Source organism: Oceanimonas baumannii (genome assembly GCF_002245495.1).
Classification (GTDB): Bacteria; Pseudomonadota; Gammaproteobacteria; order Enterobacterales; family Aeromonadaceae; genus Oceanimonas; species Oceanimonas baumannii.
Genome location: NZ_NQJF01000010.1, coordinates 146527 through 164480, shown reverse-complemented (window position 1 = coordinate 164480; position 17954 = coordinate 146527). Strand labels below are relative to the sequence as shown.

Here is a 17954-nt window from a genome sequence, read left to right as displayed (position 1 = left end):
CGGGCGGGGGCTTTGATCAGGTCTGCCGGTTGTCGGCGAGACGATACCGGCGGGGATGTTGCTCAGATGGCGTCTAGCATATAGTCAACGGCGTTGGCAATTTCTTCGTCCGAGCAGTTGCCACAAGCACCACGGGCAGGCATGGCGTTAAAGCCATTCAGCGCGTGGCTCAGCAGGGTATCGCGGCCTTTATCGACGCGCGGGCCCCAGGCGGCGGCATCACCTTTTACCGGCGCACCGGCGGCACCGGTGCCATGACAGGCTGAGCAGGCTGCGTTATAAACGGCTTCACCGCTGCGGGGCTCCGCAGGCTCACCGCTGTCACCGCCAGCGGCGGCAGTGTCGATAATGCCTTCCAGATCGGCAGCAGTGTAGACACTGCCTACCGGCATGGTGCGCTCGGCAACAGCTTCAGGCGACATATCATTGGCGGCGTAGGCCATACCACTCAGCGAAGCAGCGGCAACACCGGCAAGCAACAGGTTTTTAAACAGGCTCACCTTTTCATTCTCCCAGTTGGCTTTCATTATTTTCCATCAAACCCGGCGAGTATACCCCAAGAATCATGGCCATTAAATGCTCCAACCACGTCACGATAAGGGAATTGCTCGATGTTGTGCCGGGGTTTACGTTACGGTCTTTGTGATATGATAAATATTGTCTTGATATCAAAATGGCTTCCGGGAAGAACCAATTACAATGAACGACAACCACACGCAACAGCACAGCGGCACCATGGACCAAATCGATCGTATTGTTACCTTGTGGCAGCGGGCCCGTCCCGAGCTGGATTTCAGCAGTACCGAGGCGATTGGCCGGGTGGTACGGCTGGAATACTTTATCACCCGTCGTGTGCTGCAGGATCTTGCCCGCTACGACCTTAATGTAGGTGAATTTGACGTTCTGGCTGCGTTACGCCGTCATCCGCCCAGTTTTCAGCTCTCTCCCAACCAGCTGCAGTCCATGGTGCTGGTTTCATCCGGTGCGCTGACTAATCGTATTAACAGGCTGGAAAGCCGGGGGCTGGTGACCCGTGCTCAGGCAGACCACGACCGGAGGGGGGTGATTGTAACCCTGACCGAGGAAGGTTTTAACGTGGTGGAAGAAGCGGTAAAGCATCACCTGGCTGCCGAATCAGAGCTGGCCGCAGCGCTGACAGAAGAGGAACAGCAGCAGTTTTCAGCACTGCTGAAGAAAATTCTGCTGACGGTAGAAGATTAAACCTGAGTTTCTGAGTGGTATTCAATTGGCGACTAATTTTGTGAATTTGTCGCCAATTGTTCATTCTCCGCCGATACTGAAGATGAGTTTATGCTGTCGGTTTCAGTCCGCCACGCAGAAGCAGCTGTATCAAGGAGGTTTACTTAGATGAAATTATACTTCAAGCCCGGAGCCTGTTCGCTGGCCCCGCATATTGTACTGTGCTGGATGGAACAGCCTTTTGAGCTGGAGCCGGCTAATACCCGGGACCCGGATTTCCTTAAAATCAATTATATGGCAGCAGTCCCCGTGCTGATGACAGATGACATGGGGGCTCTGTATCAAACCAGTGCCATCTTGCGCTATCTGGCCCGTTTGCCTGCGGGTGAACACCTGGGGCCGGCAACGGATCCGGTACTGCAATACCAGTGTGATTACTGGCTGAGTTTCCTTAATACCGATGTTTATCGTGCCATGGTACCCTGGTTTGCTCCGGAAAAACTGACCACAGATACCAGTGATGCGGCCCATAATGCCATTCGAGCCGCGGTGCCGGAACGTATTGCGCCCTGGTTGCAGCGCATGGATAACCACCTGGCCAGCCGTACCTGGTATATGGATGAGCACAAAAGTATTGTGGACGCTTCTGCCTTTGCCTTTGAACTCTGGGCCACACAAATTTTACCCGATGGGCTGACGGCCTATCCTCACCTGGCCCGTCACTTTCAGGATATGAAAGAAGACGCCGGAGTGCGTCGTGCGCTGAGTGCAGAAGGCCTCAATATTTAACGGGTAACGATCATGGCTGTGCCGATCACGGTGATCAGGGCACCCACCCAGGCACCGCCAGCAGGACGCCGTTTCATCACCAGCCATAACAAGGGCAGAACCAATACCGGGCTGACCGAACTCAGCATGGCAACCATGCCTACTTCGCCATAGCGCAGCGCCAGCAGGATCAGGGTCATGCCCACGCCCATGGCCAGAAAGGCATTGAGTGCCACCATGCCAAATACCGGCCAGTTAAGACGCTGCAAAGGTTTTGCGATTCTCAGTCCACACCACAACAGCGCCAGGTGGGCAGCAAAGGCGGTACTCATGCGTACCGCCGATGCTGCGACCGGATCTATCTCACCAGCCATCACGGGTTTTACCATCAGGGTCGCTACCGACTGGCACAGGGCGGATAACAGGCCCAGTCCGATACCCGGCCAGGGGCTGCCGTTATCCTGTTCCCAGGCATGGGTTTCGTTGCTCCGCTTGCCAAAGAAAATGGCGGTCATGACGCCGCTGACCAGTAAGACACCGCCAACCAGGGCCTGACCACCAATCCGCTCATCAAACAAGGTGTAGCCCAGCACTACCGAGAACAGCGCATGAGTGGCAAACAGCACGCTGGCCCGGCGTGGGCCCAGTCGGTTCATGGCGGCATAGAGGGCGGTATCACCGATAAAAATGCCAATCAGCCCCGAGGCTGCCATGATGCCCAGCGAGGATATATCCAGGCTGGCCCAGCCACCGGTCACCAGAGCGGCAGCCCACAGCATCAGGCTGACACAAAACATGCGCCAGCGGGAATAGGCAAAGGCACCCAGGTGCCGGGCAGCATTAGCCGAGAGCAAGCTCGATACCGCCCAGCAGGCGGCGGCCGCCAGGGCGAGAAAGTCGTAGGAAAATGGCATAGTGACGGGGTTCGGCGAATGAAAGCGCCAGTCTAACAAGTTTCTGGCCTGCGCCAAGGAAGTTTGCTCCTCTTCAGAATAGCGGTTTTAATACTCACCATTTATTGCAATTTCAAGGGCCTCCATGCGCATTCTGCACACCTCCGACTGGCATTTTGGCCAGCATTTTATGGGTAAAACCCGACAAGGAGAACACGCCGCTTTTCTTGAGTGGCTGGTGTCCCAGGTGGAGCTGCAGCAGATAGATGCGGTGCTGGTGGCCGGCGATATTTTCGATACCGGCACGCCCCCCAGCTATGCCCGCGAGCTGTACCACAACTTTGTGGTGGCCATGAGCCGCGCCGGCACCAGTTTGGTGCTGCTGGGCGGCAACCATGATTCGGTGGCCATGCTCAACGAATCCCGGGAACTGCTGGGGGCACTGAAGGTGCAGGTGATCCCGGGCGCCATGGCTGAGCCGGAGCAGCAGATCATTACCCTTGTTGACCGGACTGGCGAACCGGGGGCGGTACTCTGCGCGATTCCTTTTCTGCGACCGCGTGATCTGCTGGAAAGCCGGGCCGGCGACAGCGCTGATGACAAGGGCCGGGCGCTGCAACAGGCCATTGCCGGGCACTATCAGCAGCTGTTTGAACGGGCCCAGAAACGCCGTGCCGAGCTGGGGAATGAGCTGCCGGTGATCGCCACCGGTCACCTGACAACGGTAGGTGCCAGCAGCAGTGACTCGGTGCGGGAGATCTATATCGGCACCCTGGAAGCCTTTCCCGCCAGTGCCTTTCCGCCGGCTGACTATATTGCACTCGGTCATATACATAAGCCACAAAAGGTGGGGGGATGTGAGCATATCCGTTATAGCGGCTCACCGCTGGCGCTGAGCTTTGATGAAAGCGGCCAGCAAAAAGAGGTGCTGGTGGTCGAATTTTCCAATCATGGCCTGCAAGGTATCGCACCATTGCCGGTACCTGTCTTTCAGCCCATGATGCGGGTAAAAGGCAGCCTTGAAGAACTGGAACTCCGCCTGCCCGAGGCCGCCATGGCCGGTGCGGGTGAACGGCCGGTGTGGCTGGAAGTCACCGTAACTGAAGATGACTATCTGAGCGACTTGCAGGCCAGAGTGCAGACCCTGTGCGAGGGGCTGGCGGTGGAGGTGCTGATGGTGCGCCGTGGCCGGAGCGAGCGTAGTGCGGTCCTGGTGGCGGAGCAGAAAGAAACCCTGAGCGAGCTGACCCCACAACAGGTGTTTGAGCGGCGACTGGCGACCGAGGTGATACAACCGGAAGAAGAGGCCGAACTGAACGACCTCTATGTTCAGGTGCTGGCCAGTCTGGAGGAGCACACATGAAAATTCTGAGTCTGCGGCTGAAAAACCTGAACTCCCTGCAGGGCGAGTGGAAAATCGACTTTACCTGTTCGCCCTTTGCCGACAGCGGCCTGTTTGCCATTACCGGCCCTACCGGCGCCGGCAAGACCACCCTGCTCGATGCTATCTGTTTGGCGCTTTATCATGAGACGCCGCGTATGAAAACTGTGTCTGCCGGCAGCAATGAGCTGATGACCCGGCACACTGCCGACTGCCTGGCGGAAGTGGAGTTTGAGGTAAAAGGCGAGGGTTATCGGGCCTTCTGGAGCCAGCGGCGGGCCCGGGGCAAAGTTGACGGCAAACTACAAAATCCCAAGGTGGAGCTGGCCAAACGGGACGGGGAGATCCTCACCGACAAAATCAACGACAAGCTCAAACTGACGGAAACCCTAACCGGGCTCGACTTCGGCCGTTTTACCAAGTCGATGATGCTGGCCCAGGGCGGTTTCGCGGCCTTTTTGCATGCCAACGCCAACGAGCGCGCCGAGCTGCTGGAAGAGCTCACCGGCACCGATATTTACGGCCGCATTTCCCAGCGGGTGTTCGAGCAGACCCGGGACTACCGGCAGGCGCTGGCCCGGCAGGAAGCCCAGTTGCAGGGCATGGCGCTGTTGGGAGAGGAAGAGCGCCGTGGTATTGAACAGCAGCGTGAACAGGCCGCACGTGAGTGGGCCGAGGGTCAGCAGACGCTGCAACACACCCGTGCGGCCCTGCAGTTGCGGCATCAGTGGGATAAGGCCGGGCGGCAGCTGGCCACTACTCGGGATGAGTATCGTCAGGCTCAGGCGGCAGTGGTCGAAGCGGCTCCGGAGCAGCATAAGTTACAGCAAAGCGAGCCAGCGGCCCGGTTGTATCCTCAGTGGCAGCAACTGCAGCAGTACCAGAACAGACTGAGCGCGCTTGGCGAACAGCACCAGCAGCGAACGGCCGAGCTGCATGACCTCACCACCCGGCGTCACCGGTGCAGCTGGCGAGGGCTGTCATTCAGCCGTCAGCATCAGCAGTCTTTACTGGCCCGGGATCAGACCCTGGAGCAGCAACTGCAACGGTTGGTTCAGGCGATGTCTGCCAACACTGCCGGCGAGCGGCTGGGCGAGCAGCTGGCTGGCTGGCGCGCCGACGTGAAACAGCTGGAGCTGTTGCACCAGCAGGCACAAAAAACGGACTCTCAGCAGCGACAAAACAACCAGGAGCAACAGCAGCTGGCGCAGCAGCAACAGGCGCTGTTGCAGCAACGGCAGCAGGCACAGCAGGCCGAACAGCAGGCCGAGGCTCAATACTGCCAGCAACAGCAGGCACTGGCCGGCATTCTGGGTGAAGATAGTGAGCCTCAGCTGAAAGCCCGGCTGCAGCAATTGCGCCGGCAGCAACCGGACTGGCTTTCCCTGCAGCAGGGAGAAAAACGGCTGCGGGAGCTGCACGGCGAGCAACAACAGGAGCAGCAAACGCTGGCCCGGCTTGAGCCCGAGTGGCAACAGGGTGAACAGCAGCTGGCGCAAGTACGCGATCAGTACCGTGTGCTTAACGAACTGGTACGGGACAAAACCCGCCTGCTGGAGCAGGAAAACCTGATCCGTTCCTTGGAGGAGCACAGAGCACAACTGCAACCCGGTGAGGCCTGTCCATTGTGCGGCAGTGAGTTCCATCCGGCCATTGCGGCTTATCAGGCGCTGGATAACAGTACGGCCGCCGAGCTGGAGCAAAAACGGGATGAGCTGGAAAAGGTCAAGCAGCAGGGCACTCTCCTGGGTAATCAGCAGGCTGAACGCAAGGCGGTGCTGGAGCAGATCAGGGTGCGGTTGCAAAACCTGAACAAGGCCATGGCGCAGCAAACGGAGCAGCAAACGGCACTGTTGCAGAGGCTGATGCTGGATGCAGGCGAATGGACACAGCAGCTGGATGAACGCCGGCAACAACTGGCCCGGCTGGAACAGCAGAGCGAGCAACTGGACACCGTCAAAACCACGCTGCACCAGGCGGAGCAGGCCAGACAGGCGGCCACCGTTCAGACCGGTGAACTGAAGCATCAGCAGCAGTTGCTGGAACAGCAGCAGCAGGCGCTGGTGCGCGTGCAGCAACAGCTGCATGACGATATGCAGGCTATGGAACGTCAGCGCAGTGAACAGGCGCAGCAACTGGTGGCCAGCACCGGGCAGCGGCCCGAAAGCTGGCAGGGCTGGCTGCAGCAGGCCGAGCAGCGATGGCATGACTGGCAGCAGCAGCAGCAGGCCGCCATACAGCTGAAAGAGCAACGTCAGCAGCTGGCTACTGAACTCAACGAAGCGGAAAACCGGGTCCGGCGATGGCAGCAGGACTGGGAGTCACTGATGCAACCCCCTGGTGAGCCGGTTACGGCCGATGAACCTCTGGCGGCCGCCGGTGAGGCAGATTCTCAACTGGGCTCCCTGAAGGAGGAGATCCAACGCCAAAATGCCTTAATGGAGCAGGAGCAACAGCAACTGGTGGTGATGAAGCATGAGCTGAGCAACGCCGAGGCCAGCTGGCAGCAGGCGCTGGTCGGCAGTCCTTTTGCGGACGAAGCGGCGTTTCTGGCCGCTTACCTGGAGAATGACGAGCGCCAGCAACTGCAGGCGCGGCTGCAAGCCCTGCAACAAGCGCAGGTGCTGGCCGCAGACAGGCTGGCCCAGGCCGAGCAGGCCTGGCAGCAACTGGATGACGCGGAGCCTGAGCCCCTAGAGGCCTTGCAACAACGAGAGCGGGAGCAGCAACAGGAGGACAATGTCCGGCAGCAGCAGCTGGGCCGGCTGGACGAGCGCCTGGAGCACGACGCCGCGCAGCGCAGCCGGCAACAGGCGTTGCTGAACGACATAGAACAGCACCGGCACCAGTTGCAGCGCTGGGATCAGCTGAACAGCCTGATCGGCTCCGCCGATGGGGCCCGTTACCGCCGCTTTGCCCAGGGATTGACCCTGGAACACCTGGTGTATCTGGCCAACCGCCGGCTGGAGCGGTTGCATGGTCGTTACCGGCTGGCCCGCAACAACAGTGCCGATCTGGAGCTGGCGGTGATCGACACCTGGCAGGCGGATGTAACCCGGGATACGCAGACCCTGTCCGGAGGCGAAAGCTTTCTGGTGAGTCTGGCGCTGGCGCTAGCGTTGTCGGATCTGGTCAGCAGCAAGACCCGTATCGACTCGCTGTTTCTGGATGAAGGGTTTGGCACCCTGGACGCCGATACCCTGGAGGTGGCCCTGGATGCCCTGGATGCGCTGAATGCCAGTGGCAAGATGATCGGTGTCATCAGCCACATCGAGGCGCTGAAGGAGCGGGTGCCGGTGCAAATTAAACTGAGTAAGGGACAGGGTCTCGGTCTCAGCCGGCTGGCACCGGAATTTGCGTTCAAGGGGGAGGTTTAACTGGCGGATACCGTCTCTTATCACTGAGCTCTGCAGCATGTTGCCAGTCTGACACTGCCATTCGGCAGCCAGCGGACAACGGCCCCGAGCTCCAGAGCCGGAGTGATGGTCTGTTGCAGGCTGTGTTACATGCGCGGGAGAAACCAAAAAGCCGGAGCAGTGCTCCGGCTTTTTGGTGGTGTGGTCAGGTTATTCGGCGGTGATCAGTGCCGGAATACCTGGCAGCATACCCACGGCGGCCATGATGCTCAGCAGGATCACAAAGGTAATACCCGGAATCACCCAGCGGTCCATCAGGCGCAGCTTCTTGCCCCGCTCCTTGTCACCAATCAGACCCAGGTTGTCCAGCAGCATGGTCATGGACCAGCCGAACACCGGGTTTACAAAGGCGGAAGCGAACACCACGATACCGGCAGACTGACTGCTGGTGGTGTTACGGGTCATCTGCATGCCGGCTTCCAGCAGCGGCATAAACACGCCCACAATCAGCGCGACCCGCAGCACCGGGGCCCATACCGCCAGATCCATGGGGTAACCCCAGAGTGCGGCTATCACACAGAGCACACCGGTCAGCACGGCCCCGGCGGGAATGGGTCGCTTGGCGATGGCAGCAGGGATCATGTAGGTACCCCAGGAAGAAGCCAGGTTACCACCACCCAGCACGCTGCCTACGGCCTGCCGGACCGAGGCCACGGCCATGGTGTCGTCCACGTTCATCAGTACCTTGTTGGCTTTTTTCGGGTAGTTCAGCTCCTGGAACACCCGGTGGCCCATAAAGTCGGGGGACCACATGGCCACCGCCAGCACGGCAAAGGGAGCAACACTGACAAAGTGATGCAGCTCGGGCCAGCCCATCTGCCAGCCAGTGTTCTCACCCCACCAGTAGGACGGGCTCAGGTGTGGAATGCCAGGCTCGGTCACAAACTCGAACGGTGCACCCAGGGCAATTGCAATCAAAAAGGCGATGCCGGAGCCGAGTGGAATAGACAGCCAGCGCATTTCCAGCCGGGCCAGCAGGGCATACATGATGATGGTGGCGAGGATCACCACAAAAGCGATATGACCCATCTCCAGGCCGTTGGCCCAGGCGGTGAGCGCCTTGATCTGGCTGAGCAGGCCCATGGCCCCCAGGTAGATAAGCAAACCACCACGTACCCCGTCGCTGGTGAGTGCCATCAGTTTGCTGCCGCCCTTACTGATACTGAGCAGCAAGCCGAGCAGACCCACCATCAGCCCGAGCGCCAGCGGATGACCACCCGATGCCACGATTAACGGAATCAGCGGGATCATGGGGCCGTGGGTGCCGGCCAGGTTGGCATTGGGGTTAATAAAGCCGGAAAACAAAATCACGAACAGCAGCGCCGCGATCAGCATTTCAAAACGCACGTTTTCCACGACAAAGGCGTCGCTCAGGCCCAGCGGACCGGCAAAGGCGGCCACCACGGCAGCCACCATCACTATCTTGCCGATAGTCGCAGCCAGGGCCGGTACCAGATCTTCCAGCTCAAAGCTGTAGTCGCGGAACGGCAGGTTAATCCCCCAGCGGCGGGGTGACATGATGGACAGTTCATGCTCAAGGTAGGCTGCCCGGCTGTCAAAATCTTTACGGGGCTTACGCTGGGAGCGGTAGGTCTGGGAGGGTGCTTCAGACATGATCATCTCCTCGATGAATAATTCTTTCCCTGTTTAATCACCGGCCATGCTATCTGCTGTTAACGGATGTAACTATTCGACATAAGTCTTAAACATTGCTGTTACATTTATTGATGCCGGGCAAATCGCTCACATTAAGAAGGAAGTATTCATGATTTCTCTGCATTATCTGAATGATTCCCGTGCACAGCGGATTCTGTGGCTGCTGGAAGAGCTGGGGCTTGAATATCAGCTGGTGCGCTACCGGCGCGATGCCGGCAGCGGTCTTGCCCCGGCGGATCTGAAAAAAGCACATGTCCTTGGCAAGTCACCGGTGATCACCGATGGCCACCTTACTTTGGCCGAATCGGGGGCCATTATTGATTATCTTGCACAGCGTTACGGAGCGGGAGCCTTATTGCCGGTGCACGGCAGTGATGCCTGGTGGGATTATGTGTACTGGCTGCACTATGCCGAAGGGTCGCTGATGCCCCCGCTGCTGATGCGCATTGTGTTTGAGCGGGTAAAGCAGGCATCCATGCCGTTTCTGATTCGTCCTTTGGTCAGCAGAATTGTGGCGGGAGTGAACGACGCCTTTCTGGATAAACAAATTCATACGCACCTTAATTTTGTGGCGGATCACCTGGCCTGCCATAAATGGATGCTGGGAGAGCAGTTCAGTGCCGCCGATATTCAGATGAGTTTTCCGCTGGAAACCGTCATGAGTGACTCAGCGCTGGCCGACAGCTATCCGCGGCTGAAAAGTTATGTCGCAGCCTTTCGGGAGCGTCCCGCTTACCACAAGGCTCTGAAAGCCGGTGGTGAGTATCGTTTTGGTCCGGCCAATTGATGGTAGCCAGCGCAGCCGGTAGCATGTCACTGGTTTCATTTAATATGGGTGAGAGTAATGGATGAGGTAAAGGATCTGGAAGGCTGGCTGATGCCCTGGCTGAATCATTATGTGCCCCAGTTTGCCAAGCTGGCATACACCGGTATTGCCCTGGCGCTGATCGTCATCATCTCGCTGGGCATTCACTTTGTACTGCACCGGGTGGTGCTGCGCTGGGTGGAAGGACGAACCAGAGGCACTCAGCGTATCTGGCGGCGTGCCTTTTTTGAACGCAAGCTGTTCGGCCGTCTGGCGCTGACGCTGCAGGGCATCATCATTTATATACAGGCCGGGCTCTGGCTGGCTGATGATACTTTGTTGCTGCCCGCCATTCAGATGGCAGCGAATATGTGGATTTTGCTCTACGCGCTGCTGTCACTGTATTCCCTGCTTGACGCTCTGCTCGATATTTCCCGTCAGCGCCCGGCCATGCGGGCTTTTCCGCTGCGGGGCATTTTTCAGAGTGTCAAACTCATTGCCAGTATCTTTATCGGTTTGCTGATAGTGTCCACCCTGATCGGCAAATCACCGGTCATCTTGCTGAGTGGTCTGGGCGCGATGACGGCAGTACTGATGCTGGTGTTCAAGGATCCCATTCTGGGGCTGGTGGCCGGAATCCAGCTTTCTGCCAACGATATGCTGGCGGTGGGAGACTGGCTGGAAATGGGGCGTTACGGTGCTGACGGAGAGGTCATTGATATTGGTCTGACTACCGTCAAGGTGCAGAACTGGGATCATACCATTACCACCATTCCTACCTATGCCTTGATCTCCGATTCCTTTAAGAACTGGCGCGGCATGAGTGAGTCTGGTGGGCGGCGTATTAAACGCAGTGTTCGCCTTGATGCCGCCAGTGTGCGTTTCCTGAATGAAGACGATCTTCACCGGTTGCAGAAGTCCCGGCTGCTGGATAGTTATCTGCATGACAAGATTGAGGAAATAAATCGTTATAACCGTGAGCAGCTGGCAGACATGAGCTCACTAGTTAACGGCCGGCGACTGACCAACCTGGGTACCTTCAGAGCCTACCTGGCGGCCTTGTTACGCCAGCATCCTCATATTCATCAGAGAATGACCCTGATGGTGCGTCAGCTGGAAGCGGGCAGTGAAGGTATCCCCCTCGAAATTTATGCCTTTACCAACACCACTCGCTGGGTTGAGTACGAAGGTATACAGTCTGATATTTTTGATCATATCTTTGCGGTGTTGCCTGAGTTCGACCTGCGTGTACATCAGACCCCGACCGGCTTTGATATGCGTATGCTGGCAGGCCAAAGTGAACCGGCACTGAAAAAGGCAGTATAAATAAGGGTATGCGGACGTGATGGTTGATGAGGTATTTTCACCCCGTCAACCTGATACCACTCTCAGATGACGAACGAATTACCAGTATGTTTTCATGTCATCAACCATTTAATCCGAATCCCCTAAATAAAAAGGCCGGGCATGCCCGGCCTTTTGCTGTGCAGCGTTATTAGGGTTTATTCGGGTGGTTGGGGTAGCTGGCGGTGCCCAGCACACTGCCATTAAACGCCTTACCGTACTGGCTGTAGCCGCCGTGGAACTTCTCCACGGTTTCTTCCAGTGAGCCCTTGTTGCGGGGATCCTGCGGACGTTCATGAGTGTCGAGGTACATGGCCACGTCCCAGGCCTGCTGCTCGGTGAGCTTCCCGGGCTGACCCAGCGGCATGTTTTTATGAATGAAGTAAGCGGCGGTATTGACCCGCTGCATGCCGGCTCCCCAGTTATAGGTGTCAGTTCCCCACAGTGGCGGAAAGACATAACGGTTGTTTACCTGCTGACCTTCGCCATTGGCACCATGGCAAACGGCACACTCCTGTTCATAAACGGCCTTACCCCGGGCGATATCCGGCTCCTGTGCCGGATCCGACAGTTTGGGGTAACCCCGGCCGGGGGTATCAGGTGCGGCGTTGCCGCCATTGTCCAGGTAAGCCTGCATAAAGGGGAAGTCATCGCGTTTGCCGCCTTTCAGCAGGTCTTCATCGGCGGGGACGGGCATGGCGGACGGATCAAATTTTTCACCGGTGAGGGTGCCTTGCGCCAGCCAGTAGGCATAGGCAGACAGATCTACCAGCACCGGGTTCATGTGTTCCGGGGGGGTGCCATTCATGGAGTACAGGAAGCAGCCCTGAATACGTTCTTCATAGCTGTTGATACGGTCGTTCTTTTTGCGGTAGGCCGGGTAGCTCATATAGGCTGCCCACAAGGGGGCGGCATTTTCTTTCTTGCCGGCGTCCATATGGCAGTTAACGCAGTTGAGGCCATTGCCGACAAACTCCGGTGCCAGTGACTGGGTGTTAACAAAGTAGTTGTAACCACGAATCACTTTTTCACCAAACTCGCCCTCAGGCAGTTTGTCCCACCCCGGAGGTGCGGGGTATTCGCCGGCGGCCTTGCCTACCGGCAGCTCTTCCTGAATAGCCAGTTTATCGGTGTTTACCGCATGGGCAGCGGTGATGCCTGCCAGAGACAGACCCAGCATAATGGCGGAAACTTTTTTCATATTACTGACCTCCCAGGCTGGCGAAATAGCCGGCAACGGCGGTAATTTCTTCTGCGGTCAGCTTGTTGGCGACCGGGGCCATCAGGCCATGGGGATCGGTGGCGCGGCTGCCGCTTTGCCAGGCTTTAAGCTGGCTTTCAATATAGTCGGCATGCTGGCCGGCCAGGTGGGGGAATGCCTCGCCCACGCCCACTCCTTCGGGACCGTGGCAGGCAACACAGCTGGGCAGATCCCGCTGCCAGTCACCCTGATACGCCAGTTTTTCACCCAGCCCCATATCTTGGGGAGAAGGTTTCTCACCGCGGAAGGCTGGCGCTGCGGGCAGCGGCGCGGGCAGGCTGGCAAACCATTGGCTTACCGATTCAACGCCGGCATCATCCAGCATCATGGCCATGGGTTTCATGATGGCGTTATCGCGCGCGCCCTGTTGGAAGTGACGCAGCTGCTCTGCCAGATAAGAGACCGGCATGCCGGCAATGGAAGGGGCTACATTGGCCATGCCCAGGCCATTGGCCATGTGGCAACTGACACAGACAGCGGCCTGTGGCGGCATTTCTGCCATCACGGGCAGGGCGCCGGCTCCCAGCAAAGCTCCCAGTAGTATGGTTTTGGTCATTGTTATTATCCTCGGTTGAGAGGTGGTGTTACTCAGGGCTCATTCTAGAGCCCGAAACACAGGGCGAGTATACGTATATCCCACATAAAAAGAGGGTTCTTTATTGTTTTTAAAAGAAAAATGCGTATTGCCCGGCACCCGGACCGATACTGGTGCTCAGGCTTGTCTGGTATGGTCCCGCCACAGCAGCCACAACCGGGTGTCCAGCTCCAGCTGATGGTAGTCAGGCTCCATGTGGCAACATAGCTGATAGAACGCTTTGTTATGCTCTTTTTCTCTGAAATGAGCCAGTTCATGCACCACTATCATGCGCAGAAACTCCGGAGGACCTTCACGAAACAGCGCCGCTACGGTAATGCTGTTACGGGTTTTTAATTTGTTGCCCTGCAGACGGGCCTGATAGGTATGCAGCCCCAGCGCCTGCCTGACAATATTCAGTTTGTTGTCGAAGCGAGCCTGGCTGAGCGGAGCGGCTTTTTTCATATAACGGTTCTTCAGTGTGCAGACATAGTTGTAGAGGGCCTTGTCGTTCTGCACTGGGTGGGATTCAGGGTACTTCTGTTCCAGGTAATGGCCAAGGCGACCGTTAAGCAGCAGGCTGGTCGCTTGTTGCTGCAGGGTTTCCGGATAGCCGGCCAGATAATCGGGAGTACTCACTGGGGGCTCTCCATTGTGGGTGTGAGCCCCATTATAGAGGAAAGTGCCGGGTCAGGCGTAGCGGCGTCCCAATGCCACGCAGGCCACCACGGCCAGACAAATCCAGATTGCCTGGGCCGAGACCGGCTCGCCCAGCAGCAGGGCCGAGAGCCAGAGGGCACTAAAGGGCTGCAACAACTGGATCTGACTGACCAGGGTGACACCGCCGATGGCCAGTCCCCGGTACCAGAAGAAAAAGCCGATAAACATGCTGGCTGAACCCAGATAGAGCAGGCTCAGCCAGCCTGATAATGCCACCTCCCGGGTTGGCCAGGTGAGCCAGACAATGGGCAGCAGTATCGGCAGTGACAGCACCAGAGCCCAGCAGATCACCTGCCAGCTGCCCAGCTCTTTGGTCAGTCGCGCCCCTTCCGCGTAACCCAGGCCGCACAGCACGCAGGACAGTAATAGCCACAAATCAGCCAGTTGCCATTGTCCTTCGGCCTGACGCCCCGCATAAAACAGTACCAGGACAGTACCGGAGACGGCACAGAGCCAGAACCCTGCCCGGGGGCGATGGCGGCACAGAAATGCGCCAAACAGGGCAGTGCACAAGGGCAGCAAGGCGGTGACCAGCACACCGTGAGTCGCCGAGACGGTTTCCAGTGCCACCGAAGACAGCAGCGGGTAACCAAACACGACTCCCAGGGCCACCACCGCCAGTCGTGCGCACTGTTGTGGTGTGGGCCACCGCTGACGGGTCAGCAGCAGCAGGACGGCGGCAAACAGTGCGCCCAGGGCAGCACGGCCGGCTCCGGTAAACAGGCCGGACATGCCTGCATCCACCGAAACCCGGGTGGCAGGCAGGCCGGCGGAAAACAGCAGCACCGCCAAAAAGCCCCAGGCCATGCCGGCCAGAGGACGGTAGCTGGGGGAGGACAGTGTATGGGCCTGGTTCATGACAACCTCCTGGCGAACCCGTGCAGTAATAAGGACTTGTGTTTGGCCATCATAGTCGCTCTACTACCAGACAATCAGGACACTTTGCGTATGACTGACCTAAATGTACAGGAGGTATGGCCATGACAATTTCTGCCGTCGACTGGGCCTTTGACAAGGCCAGTGCCGAGCCTTTTGTTGAGCAGCTGGTACGGCATGCCACTCAGGCCGTGGGCGACGGTCGCTGGAAGCCCGGCGAGCGGCTGCCCTCCATTCGTCAGCTGGCCGAGCGGCTCAAGGTCAGCCGTTTTACCGTTGCCGATGCCTATGAACGACTGGCTGCCGCCGGGCTGGTGGTCAGCCGACAGGGCAGCGGGGTCTATGTGGCGCGCAGCACCCAGACGCGGCGGCTGGCGCTGGAAGTGGATGCTTCGGCCAGTGCCATGGCGCAGGAGGTGATGTTATTGCGCCGGGTGATGGACACAGAGCGGTTTTCGCTCAAGCCCGGCAGTGGTTGTCTGCCGGCCGACTGGCTGGGGGATGGCGATATTCGCTCGGCGTTGCGGGAGCTGGCCCGCCAGCCCGCGCCGCTGACCGAATATGGCAGCGCGCAGGGGCATCCGGCGCTGCGCCGGCAGCTGGGATTGCGTCTGGAACGGCTCGACATTCCTGCCGATCCGGCCCAGATCCTGATGGCCAGCAGTGCCTCACATGGTCTGGATCTGGTGATGCGCACTCTGGTTCGTCCCGGCGAACGGGTGCTGGTGGATGATCCGGGCTTTTATAATTTTCAGGCGCTGGTTCGGTTGCACGGGGCCGTGCCGGTCGCGTTGCCGCGGGATGCCGAAGGCCCCGATCTGATTGCCCTGAAACAGGCGCTGGAACAGCACCGGCCGGTGCTCTATCTGACCAACTCGGTACTGAGCAATCCGCTGGGAGCCAGTGTCAGTCGCAGCCGGGCCTACCGGGTGCTCAGCCTGCTGGCAGAGCGCCGCTGCTGGCTGCTGGAAGACGATATTTATGCCGACTTTGATACACAGCAAAGCCTGCGTTATGCCAGCCTGGCCGGCTTTGACCGGCTGGTCTATCTGGGCAGCCTGTCGAAAACCCTGTCGGCGGATCTGCGGGCCGGGTTTCTGGTATCCAACCCGGCACTGATCGCCGAACTGACCGATATCAAGTTGATCAGCGGCATGCCCACTTCGCCTTCGATCGAAACCATTATGTACCGGCTGCTGACCGGCGGGCGTTATCGTCGTCATGTCGAACAGTTGCGCCGGCGGCTGGAGGAAGTGCGTGAGCCCACCCTGGCACGTTTTGAAGCCCTGGGGTTTAACGCCGTGCACCGCCCGGCGGGGGGATATTTTAGCTGGTTAAGACTGCCCGACGGCCTCAGTGCTTCCGGGCTCAGCCAGCGGGCGGCGGAAGAGGGCATCCTGCTGGCCCCCGGACGTTATTTCAGCCATCAGCCTGACGCTGACCAGTATATGCGAATCAATATTGCTCATTGTCAGGACGAAAAGATGTGGCGAGGGCTGGAGCTGACGCTCGGGAGTCTCTTGGTATCAGGGTGAACCGCTAAAGGCAGTGTAGCTGGCCTCCAACCCGGATTGAAGGACGGGACATCCGCCTGCGGCGGACCTGCTGTTTTTATTACAAAACCTGTGAACCGGTAACCTATTGCGGAACTTGCCCGTTGTTAAAGCCGAAGAGAGTCCGCTGACGGCTCGGTGGCCCCGGCGTGCCAGCCGCCACCAAGGGCCTTGAATAAACCGAGGGCGGCATCCAGCCGGCTCTGGCGCAGGCTGACCAGCTGATCTTCGGCGCTGAACAGGGTGCGCTGGGCGTCGATCAGTGCCAATAGTTCCTCGGCACCTTCGCGGTAGCGCAATTCGGTCAGGCGCAGGGTTTCCCGGGCCTCGGTCACGATCGCTTGCTGCCGGGATTCCTGTTCCTGGTACAGCGCCTGGTTACCCAGAGCATCTTCCACTTCCTTTAACGCGGTCAGTGCCGCCTGCCGGTAGCGTTCGGCCAGCTCCCGGCGGCGGGCCTCGTTCAGTTGCACCTGAGCCTGCCGTTGGCCACCGTCGAACAGTACCTGACCGAGCGAGGCCCCGAGACTCAGGCTGCGGCCGGGATCCGCCAGTGACAGCAGGGCGGCGGATGCCAGGCCGCCGCTGCCGGTCAGACTGATGGAAGGTAACAGCGCTGCCCGTGCCGCTGCCAGATCGGCATCGGCCGCCAGCAGCGCTGCTTCGGCGCTGGCCAGATCGGGACGACGGCTCAGCAGCCCGGCAGGCAGGCCGGCGCTCACTTCCGGTAACTGCAGTTGCATCAGGCCGGCGTCGGCCAGTTCGAACTGCTGGGGAGATTCTCCCAGCAATACGGCCAGCGCCGAGCGGGCCTGGCTGGCCTGCTCACGCAGAGGGGCTAGTCCGGCCTGCTGGCTCAGTACCGTGCTGCGCTGGCGGTGTACCTCGCTCAGCGCGCTGGCACCATGGCGGTATTTGACTTCCACGATTGCCAGCGTGTCTTCCGCCAGACGCAGATTGGCCTCGCCGATGCGCAGCCGTTCCTGGTTTGTCAACCATTGGAACCAGGTAGTGGCGACCGAACTTGTCAGGCTGAGGCGGGCACTCTCAAAGTCATAACGGCTGCCCCGGAGGCCGGCGTCGGCGGCCAGCCTGCCGGCCCGGTTTTTTCCCCACAGATCCAGCTCGTAGCTCAGGCTGATCCCCAGACTGCTGCGCTCATTGATGCCGGGATCGGACCAGCCCCGGCTGCTGTCTCCACTGATGCTGATGCCGGGAAACAGTGACGCGCCGCTGGCGGCCAGCCGGGCTTCGGCCTGGGCGATACGTTCGGCAGCCATGCGCAGGTCGGGCGCACCGGATAGGGCCTGCTCGATCAGGGCGTTCAGTTCGGGTGAGCCGAAACTTTGCCACCACCGGCGATCCAGCGCGGTGGTGGCAAAGGCCGGATTGCGCCATTGCTCTGCCAGCGGCGGTACCGGTGGTGCCTCGCCGCCGGGCAGGGTGCAACCGGCCAGCACCGGCAGTAACAGCAGGGGGAGGAAGCGTGCGGATAAAGCGGTCATGG

At 59.1% G+C, this 17954-nt stretch carries 16 protein-coding genes; 8 read left to right on the top strand and 8 right to left on the bottom strand.

Annotation, left to right across the window (positions count from 1 at the left end):
• Nucleotides 1-62 precede the first annotated feature (62 nt).
• Nucleotides 63-527, bottom strand: coding sequence for a c-type cytochrome (locus B6S09_RS13120; protein ID WP_094278947.1), 465 nt, complete (start codon nt 525-527; stop codon nt 63-65).
• Nucleotides 528-699: 172 nt separating this feature from the next.
• Here B6S09_RS13120 and B6S09_RS13115 point away from each other — a divergent pair, with 172 nt between their 5' ends.
• Nucleotides 700-1221, top strand: coding sequence for a MarR family winged helix-turn-helix transcriptional regulator (locus tag B6S09_RS13115; protein WP_243832838.1), 522 nt, complete (start codon nt 700-702; stop codon nt 1219-1221).
• Between the two features lie 147 nt (nt 1222-1368).
• A complete protein-coding gene (locus tag B6S09_RS13110) occupies nt 1369-1989 on the top strand; it encodes a glutathione S-transferase N-terminal domain-containing protein (protein WP_094278946.1) in 621 nt (206 codons plus the stop codon).
• On the opposite strand, the gene B6S09_RS13105 is transcribed toward B6S09_RS13110, so the two are convergent.
• The gene (locus B6S09_RS13105; protein WP_094278945.1) at nt 1986-2882 is read right to left on the bottom strand and encodes a DMT family transporter; all 897 of its coding nucleotides are present in this window, start codon (nt 2880-2882) and stop codon (nt 1986-1988) included. The genes B6S09_RS13110 and B6S09_RS13105 overlap by 4 nt on opposite strands.
• 124 nt (nt 2883-3006) lie before the next feature.
• On the opposite strand from B6S09_RS13105, the gene sbcD reads away from it, so the two are divergent.
• Together sbcD and sbcC are read left to right on the top strand one after the other, a co-directional pair.
• The gene (sbcD, locus tag B6S09_RS13100; RefSeq protein WP_094278944.1) at nt 3007-4224 is read left to right on the top strand and encodes an exonuclease subunit SbcD; all 1218 of its coding nucleotides are present in this window, start codon (nt 3007-3009) and stop codon (nt 4222-4224) included.
• Entirely contained in the window at nt 4221-7619 is a 3399-nt protein-coding gene (gene sbcC / locus B6S09_RS13095) for an exonuclease subunit SbcC (protein WP_094278943.1), read from the top strand. The genes sbcD and sbcC overlap by 4 nt, the downstream gene beginning before the upstream one ends.
• A 189-nt stretch (nt 7620-7808) precedes the next feature.
• On the opposite strand, the gene B6S09_RS13090 is transcribed toward sbcC, so the two are convergent.
• Complete coding sequence (locus B6S09_RS13090; protein ID WP_094278942.1) at nt 7809-9272, bottom strand: DUF3360 family protein; 1464 nt, start codon at nt 9270-9272, stop codon at nt 7809-7811.
• 151 nt (nt 9273-9423) lie between these two features.
• Between B6S09_RS13090 and B6S09_RS13085 the strand changes: the two genes are divergently transcribed.
• Together B6S09_RS13085 and B6S09_RS13080 are read left to right on the top strand one after the other, a co-directional pair.
• Nucleotides 9424-10101 (top strand): glutathione S-transferase, encoded by a 678-nt coding sequence (locus tag B6S09_RS13085; RefSeq protein ID WP_094278941.1) that lies wholly within the window; start codon nt 9424-9426, stop codon nt 10099-10101.
• 90 nt (nt 10102-10191) lie between these two features.
• Entirely contained in the window at nt 10192-11445 is a 1254-nt protein-coding gene (locus B6S09_RS13080) for a mechanosensitive ion channel family protein (RefSeq protein WP_166670322.1), read from the top strand.
• A 169-nt stretch (nt 11446-11614) separates the two neighbouring features.
• Here B6S09_RS13080 and B6S09_RS13075 read toward each other — a convergent pair whose 3' ends face one another.
• The 4 genes from B6S09_RS13075 to B6S09_RS13060 all read right to left on the bottom strand — a co-directional run bounded on the left by B6S09_RS13075 (nt 11615) and on the right by B6S09_RS13060 (nt 14876).
• Nucleotides 11615-12664: a c-type cytochrome gene (locus B6S09_RS13075; protein ID WP_094278939.1), complete on the bottom strand. Its 1050-nt coding sequence runs from the start codon at nt 12662-12664 to the stop codon at nt 11615-11617.
• A 1-nt stretch (nt 12665) separates the two neighbouring features.
• Complete coding sequence (locus tag B6S09_RS13070; protein WP_094278938.1) at nt 12666-13280, bottom strand: c-type cytochrome; 615 nt, start codon at nt 13278-13280, stop codon at nt 12666-12668.
• A 156-nt stretch (nt 13281-13436) separates the two neighbouring features.
• On the bottom strand, nt 13437-13937 hold the full coding sequence (locus B6S09_RS13065; protein ID WP_094278937.1) for a M48 family metallopeptidase: 501 nt from the start codon (nt 13935-13937) through the stop codon (nt 13437-13439).
• Between the two features lie 51 nt (nt 13938-13988).
• Nucleotides 13989-14876: a DMT family transporter gene (locus tag B6S09_RS13060; protein WP_094278936.1), complete on the bottom strand. Its 888-nt coding sequence runs from the start codon at nt 14874-14876 to the stop codon at nt 13989-13991.
• Between the two features lie 122 nt (nt 14877-14998).
• On the opposite strand from B6S09_RS13060, the gene B6S09_RS13055 reads away from it, so the two are divergent.
• Together B6S09_RS13055 and B6S09_RS18800 are read left to right on the top strand one after the other, a co-directional pair.
• Nucleotides 14999-16429 (top strand): aminotransferase-like domain-containing protein, encoded by a 1431-nt coding sequence (locus tag B6S09_RS13055; RefSeq protein ID WP_094278935.1) that lies wholly within the window; start codon nt 14999-15001, stop codon nt 16427-16429.
• 35 nt (nt 16430-16464) lie between these two features.
• Nucleotides 16465-16578: a (2Fe-2S)-binding protein gene (locus B6S09_RS18800; RefSeq protein ID WP_094278980.1), complete on the top strand. Its 114-nt coding sequence runs from the start codon at nt 16465-16467 to the stop codon at nt 16576-16578.
• On the opposite strand, the gene B6S09_RS13045 is transcribed toward B6S09_RS18800, so the two are convergent.
• A complete protein-coding gene (locus tag B6S09_RS13045; protein ID WP_094278934.1) occupies nt 16555-17952 on the bottom strand; it encodes an efflux transporter outer membrane subunit in 1398 nt (465 codons plus the stop codon). The two genes, B6S09_RS18800 and B6S09_RS13045, sit on opposite strands and share 24 nt — an antisense overlap.
• Nucleotides 17953-17954: the final 2 nt, after the last annotated feature.

Coding starts and splice junctions, on each gene's coding strand:
- B6S09_RS13120 (WP_094278947.1), bottom strand. CDS start 527: ATGAAAGCCAACTGGGAGAATGAAAAGGTGAGCCTGTTTAAAAACCTG.
- B6S09_RS13115 (WP_243832838.1), top strand. CDS start 700: ATGAACGACAACCACACGCAACAGCACAGCGGCACCATGGACCAAATC.
- B6S09_RS13110 (WP_094278946.1), top strand. CDS start 1,369: ATGAAATTATACTTCAAGCCCGGAGCCTGTTCGCTGGCCCCGCATATT.
- B6S09_RS13105 (WP_094278945.1), bottom strand. CDS start 2,882: ATGCCATTTTCCTACGACTTTCTCGCCCTGGCGGCCGCCGCCTGCTGG.
- sbcD (WP_094278944.1), top strand. CDS start 3,007: ATGCGCATTCTGCACACCTCCGACTGGCATTTTGGCCAGCATTTTATG.
- sbcC (WP_094278943.1), top strand. CDS start 4,221: ATGAAAATTCTGAGTCTGCGGCTGAAAAACCTGAACTCCCTGCAGGGC.
- B6S09_RS13090 (WP_094278942.1), bottom strand. CDS start 9,272: ATGTCTGAAGCACCCTCCCAGACCTACCGCTCCCAGCGTAAGCCCCGT.
- B6S09_RS13085 (WP_094278941.1), top strand. CDS start 9,424: ATGATTTCTCTGCATTATCTGAATGATTCCCGTGCACAGCGGATTCTG.
- B6S09_RS13080 (WP_166670322.1), top strand. CDS start 10,192: ATGCCCTGGCTGAATCATTATGTGCCCCAGTTTGCCAAGCTGGCATAC.
- B6S09_RS13075 (WP_094278939.1), bottom strand. CDS start 12,664: ATGAAAAAAGTTTCCGCCATTATGCTGGGTCTGTCTCTGGCAGGCATC.
- B6S09_RS13070 (WP_094278938.1), bottom strand. CDS start 13,280: ATGACCAAAACCATACTACTGGGAGCTTTGCTGGGAGCCGGCGCCCTG.
- B6S09_RS13060 (WP_094278936.1), bottom strand. CDS start 14,876: ATGAACCAGGCCCATACACTGTCCTCCCCCAGCTACCGTCCTCTGGCC.
- B6S09_RS13055 (WP_094278935.1), top strand. CDS start 14,999: ATGACAATTTCTGCCGTCGACTGGGCCTTTGACAAGGCCAGTGCCGAG.
- B6S09_RS13045 (WP_094278934.1), bottom strand. CDS start 17,952: ATGACCGCTTTATCCGCACGCTTCCTCCCCCTGCTGTTACTGCCGGTG.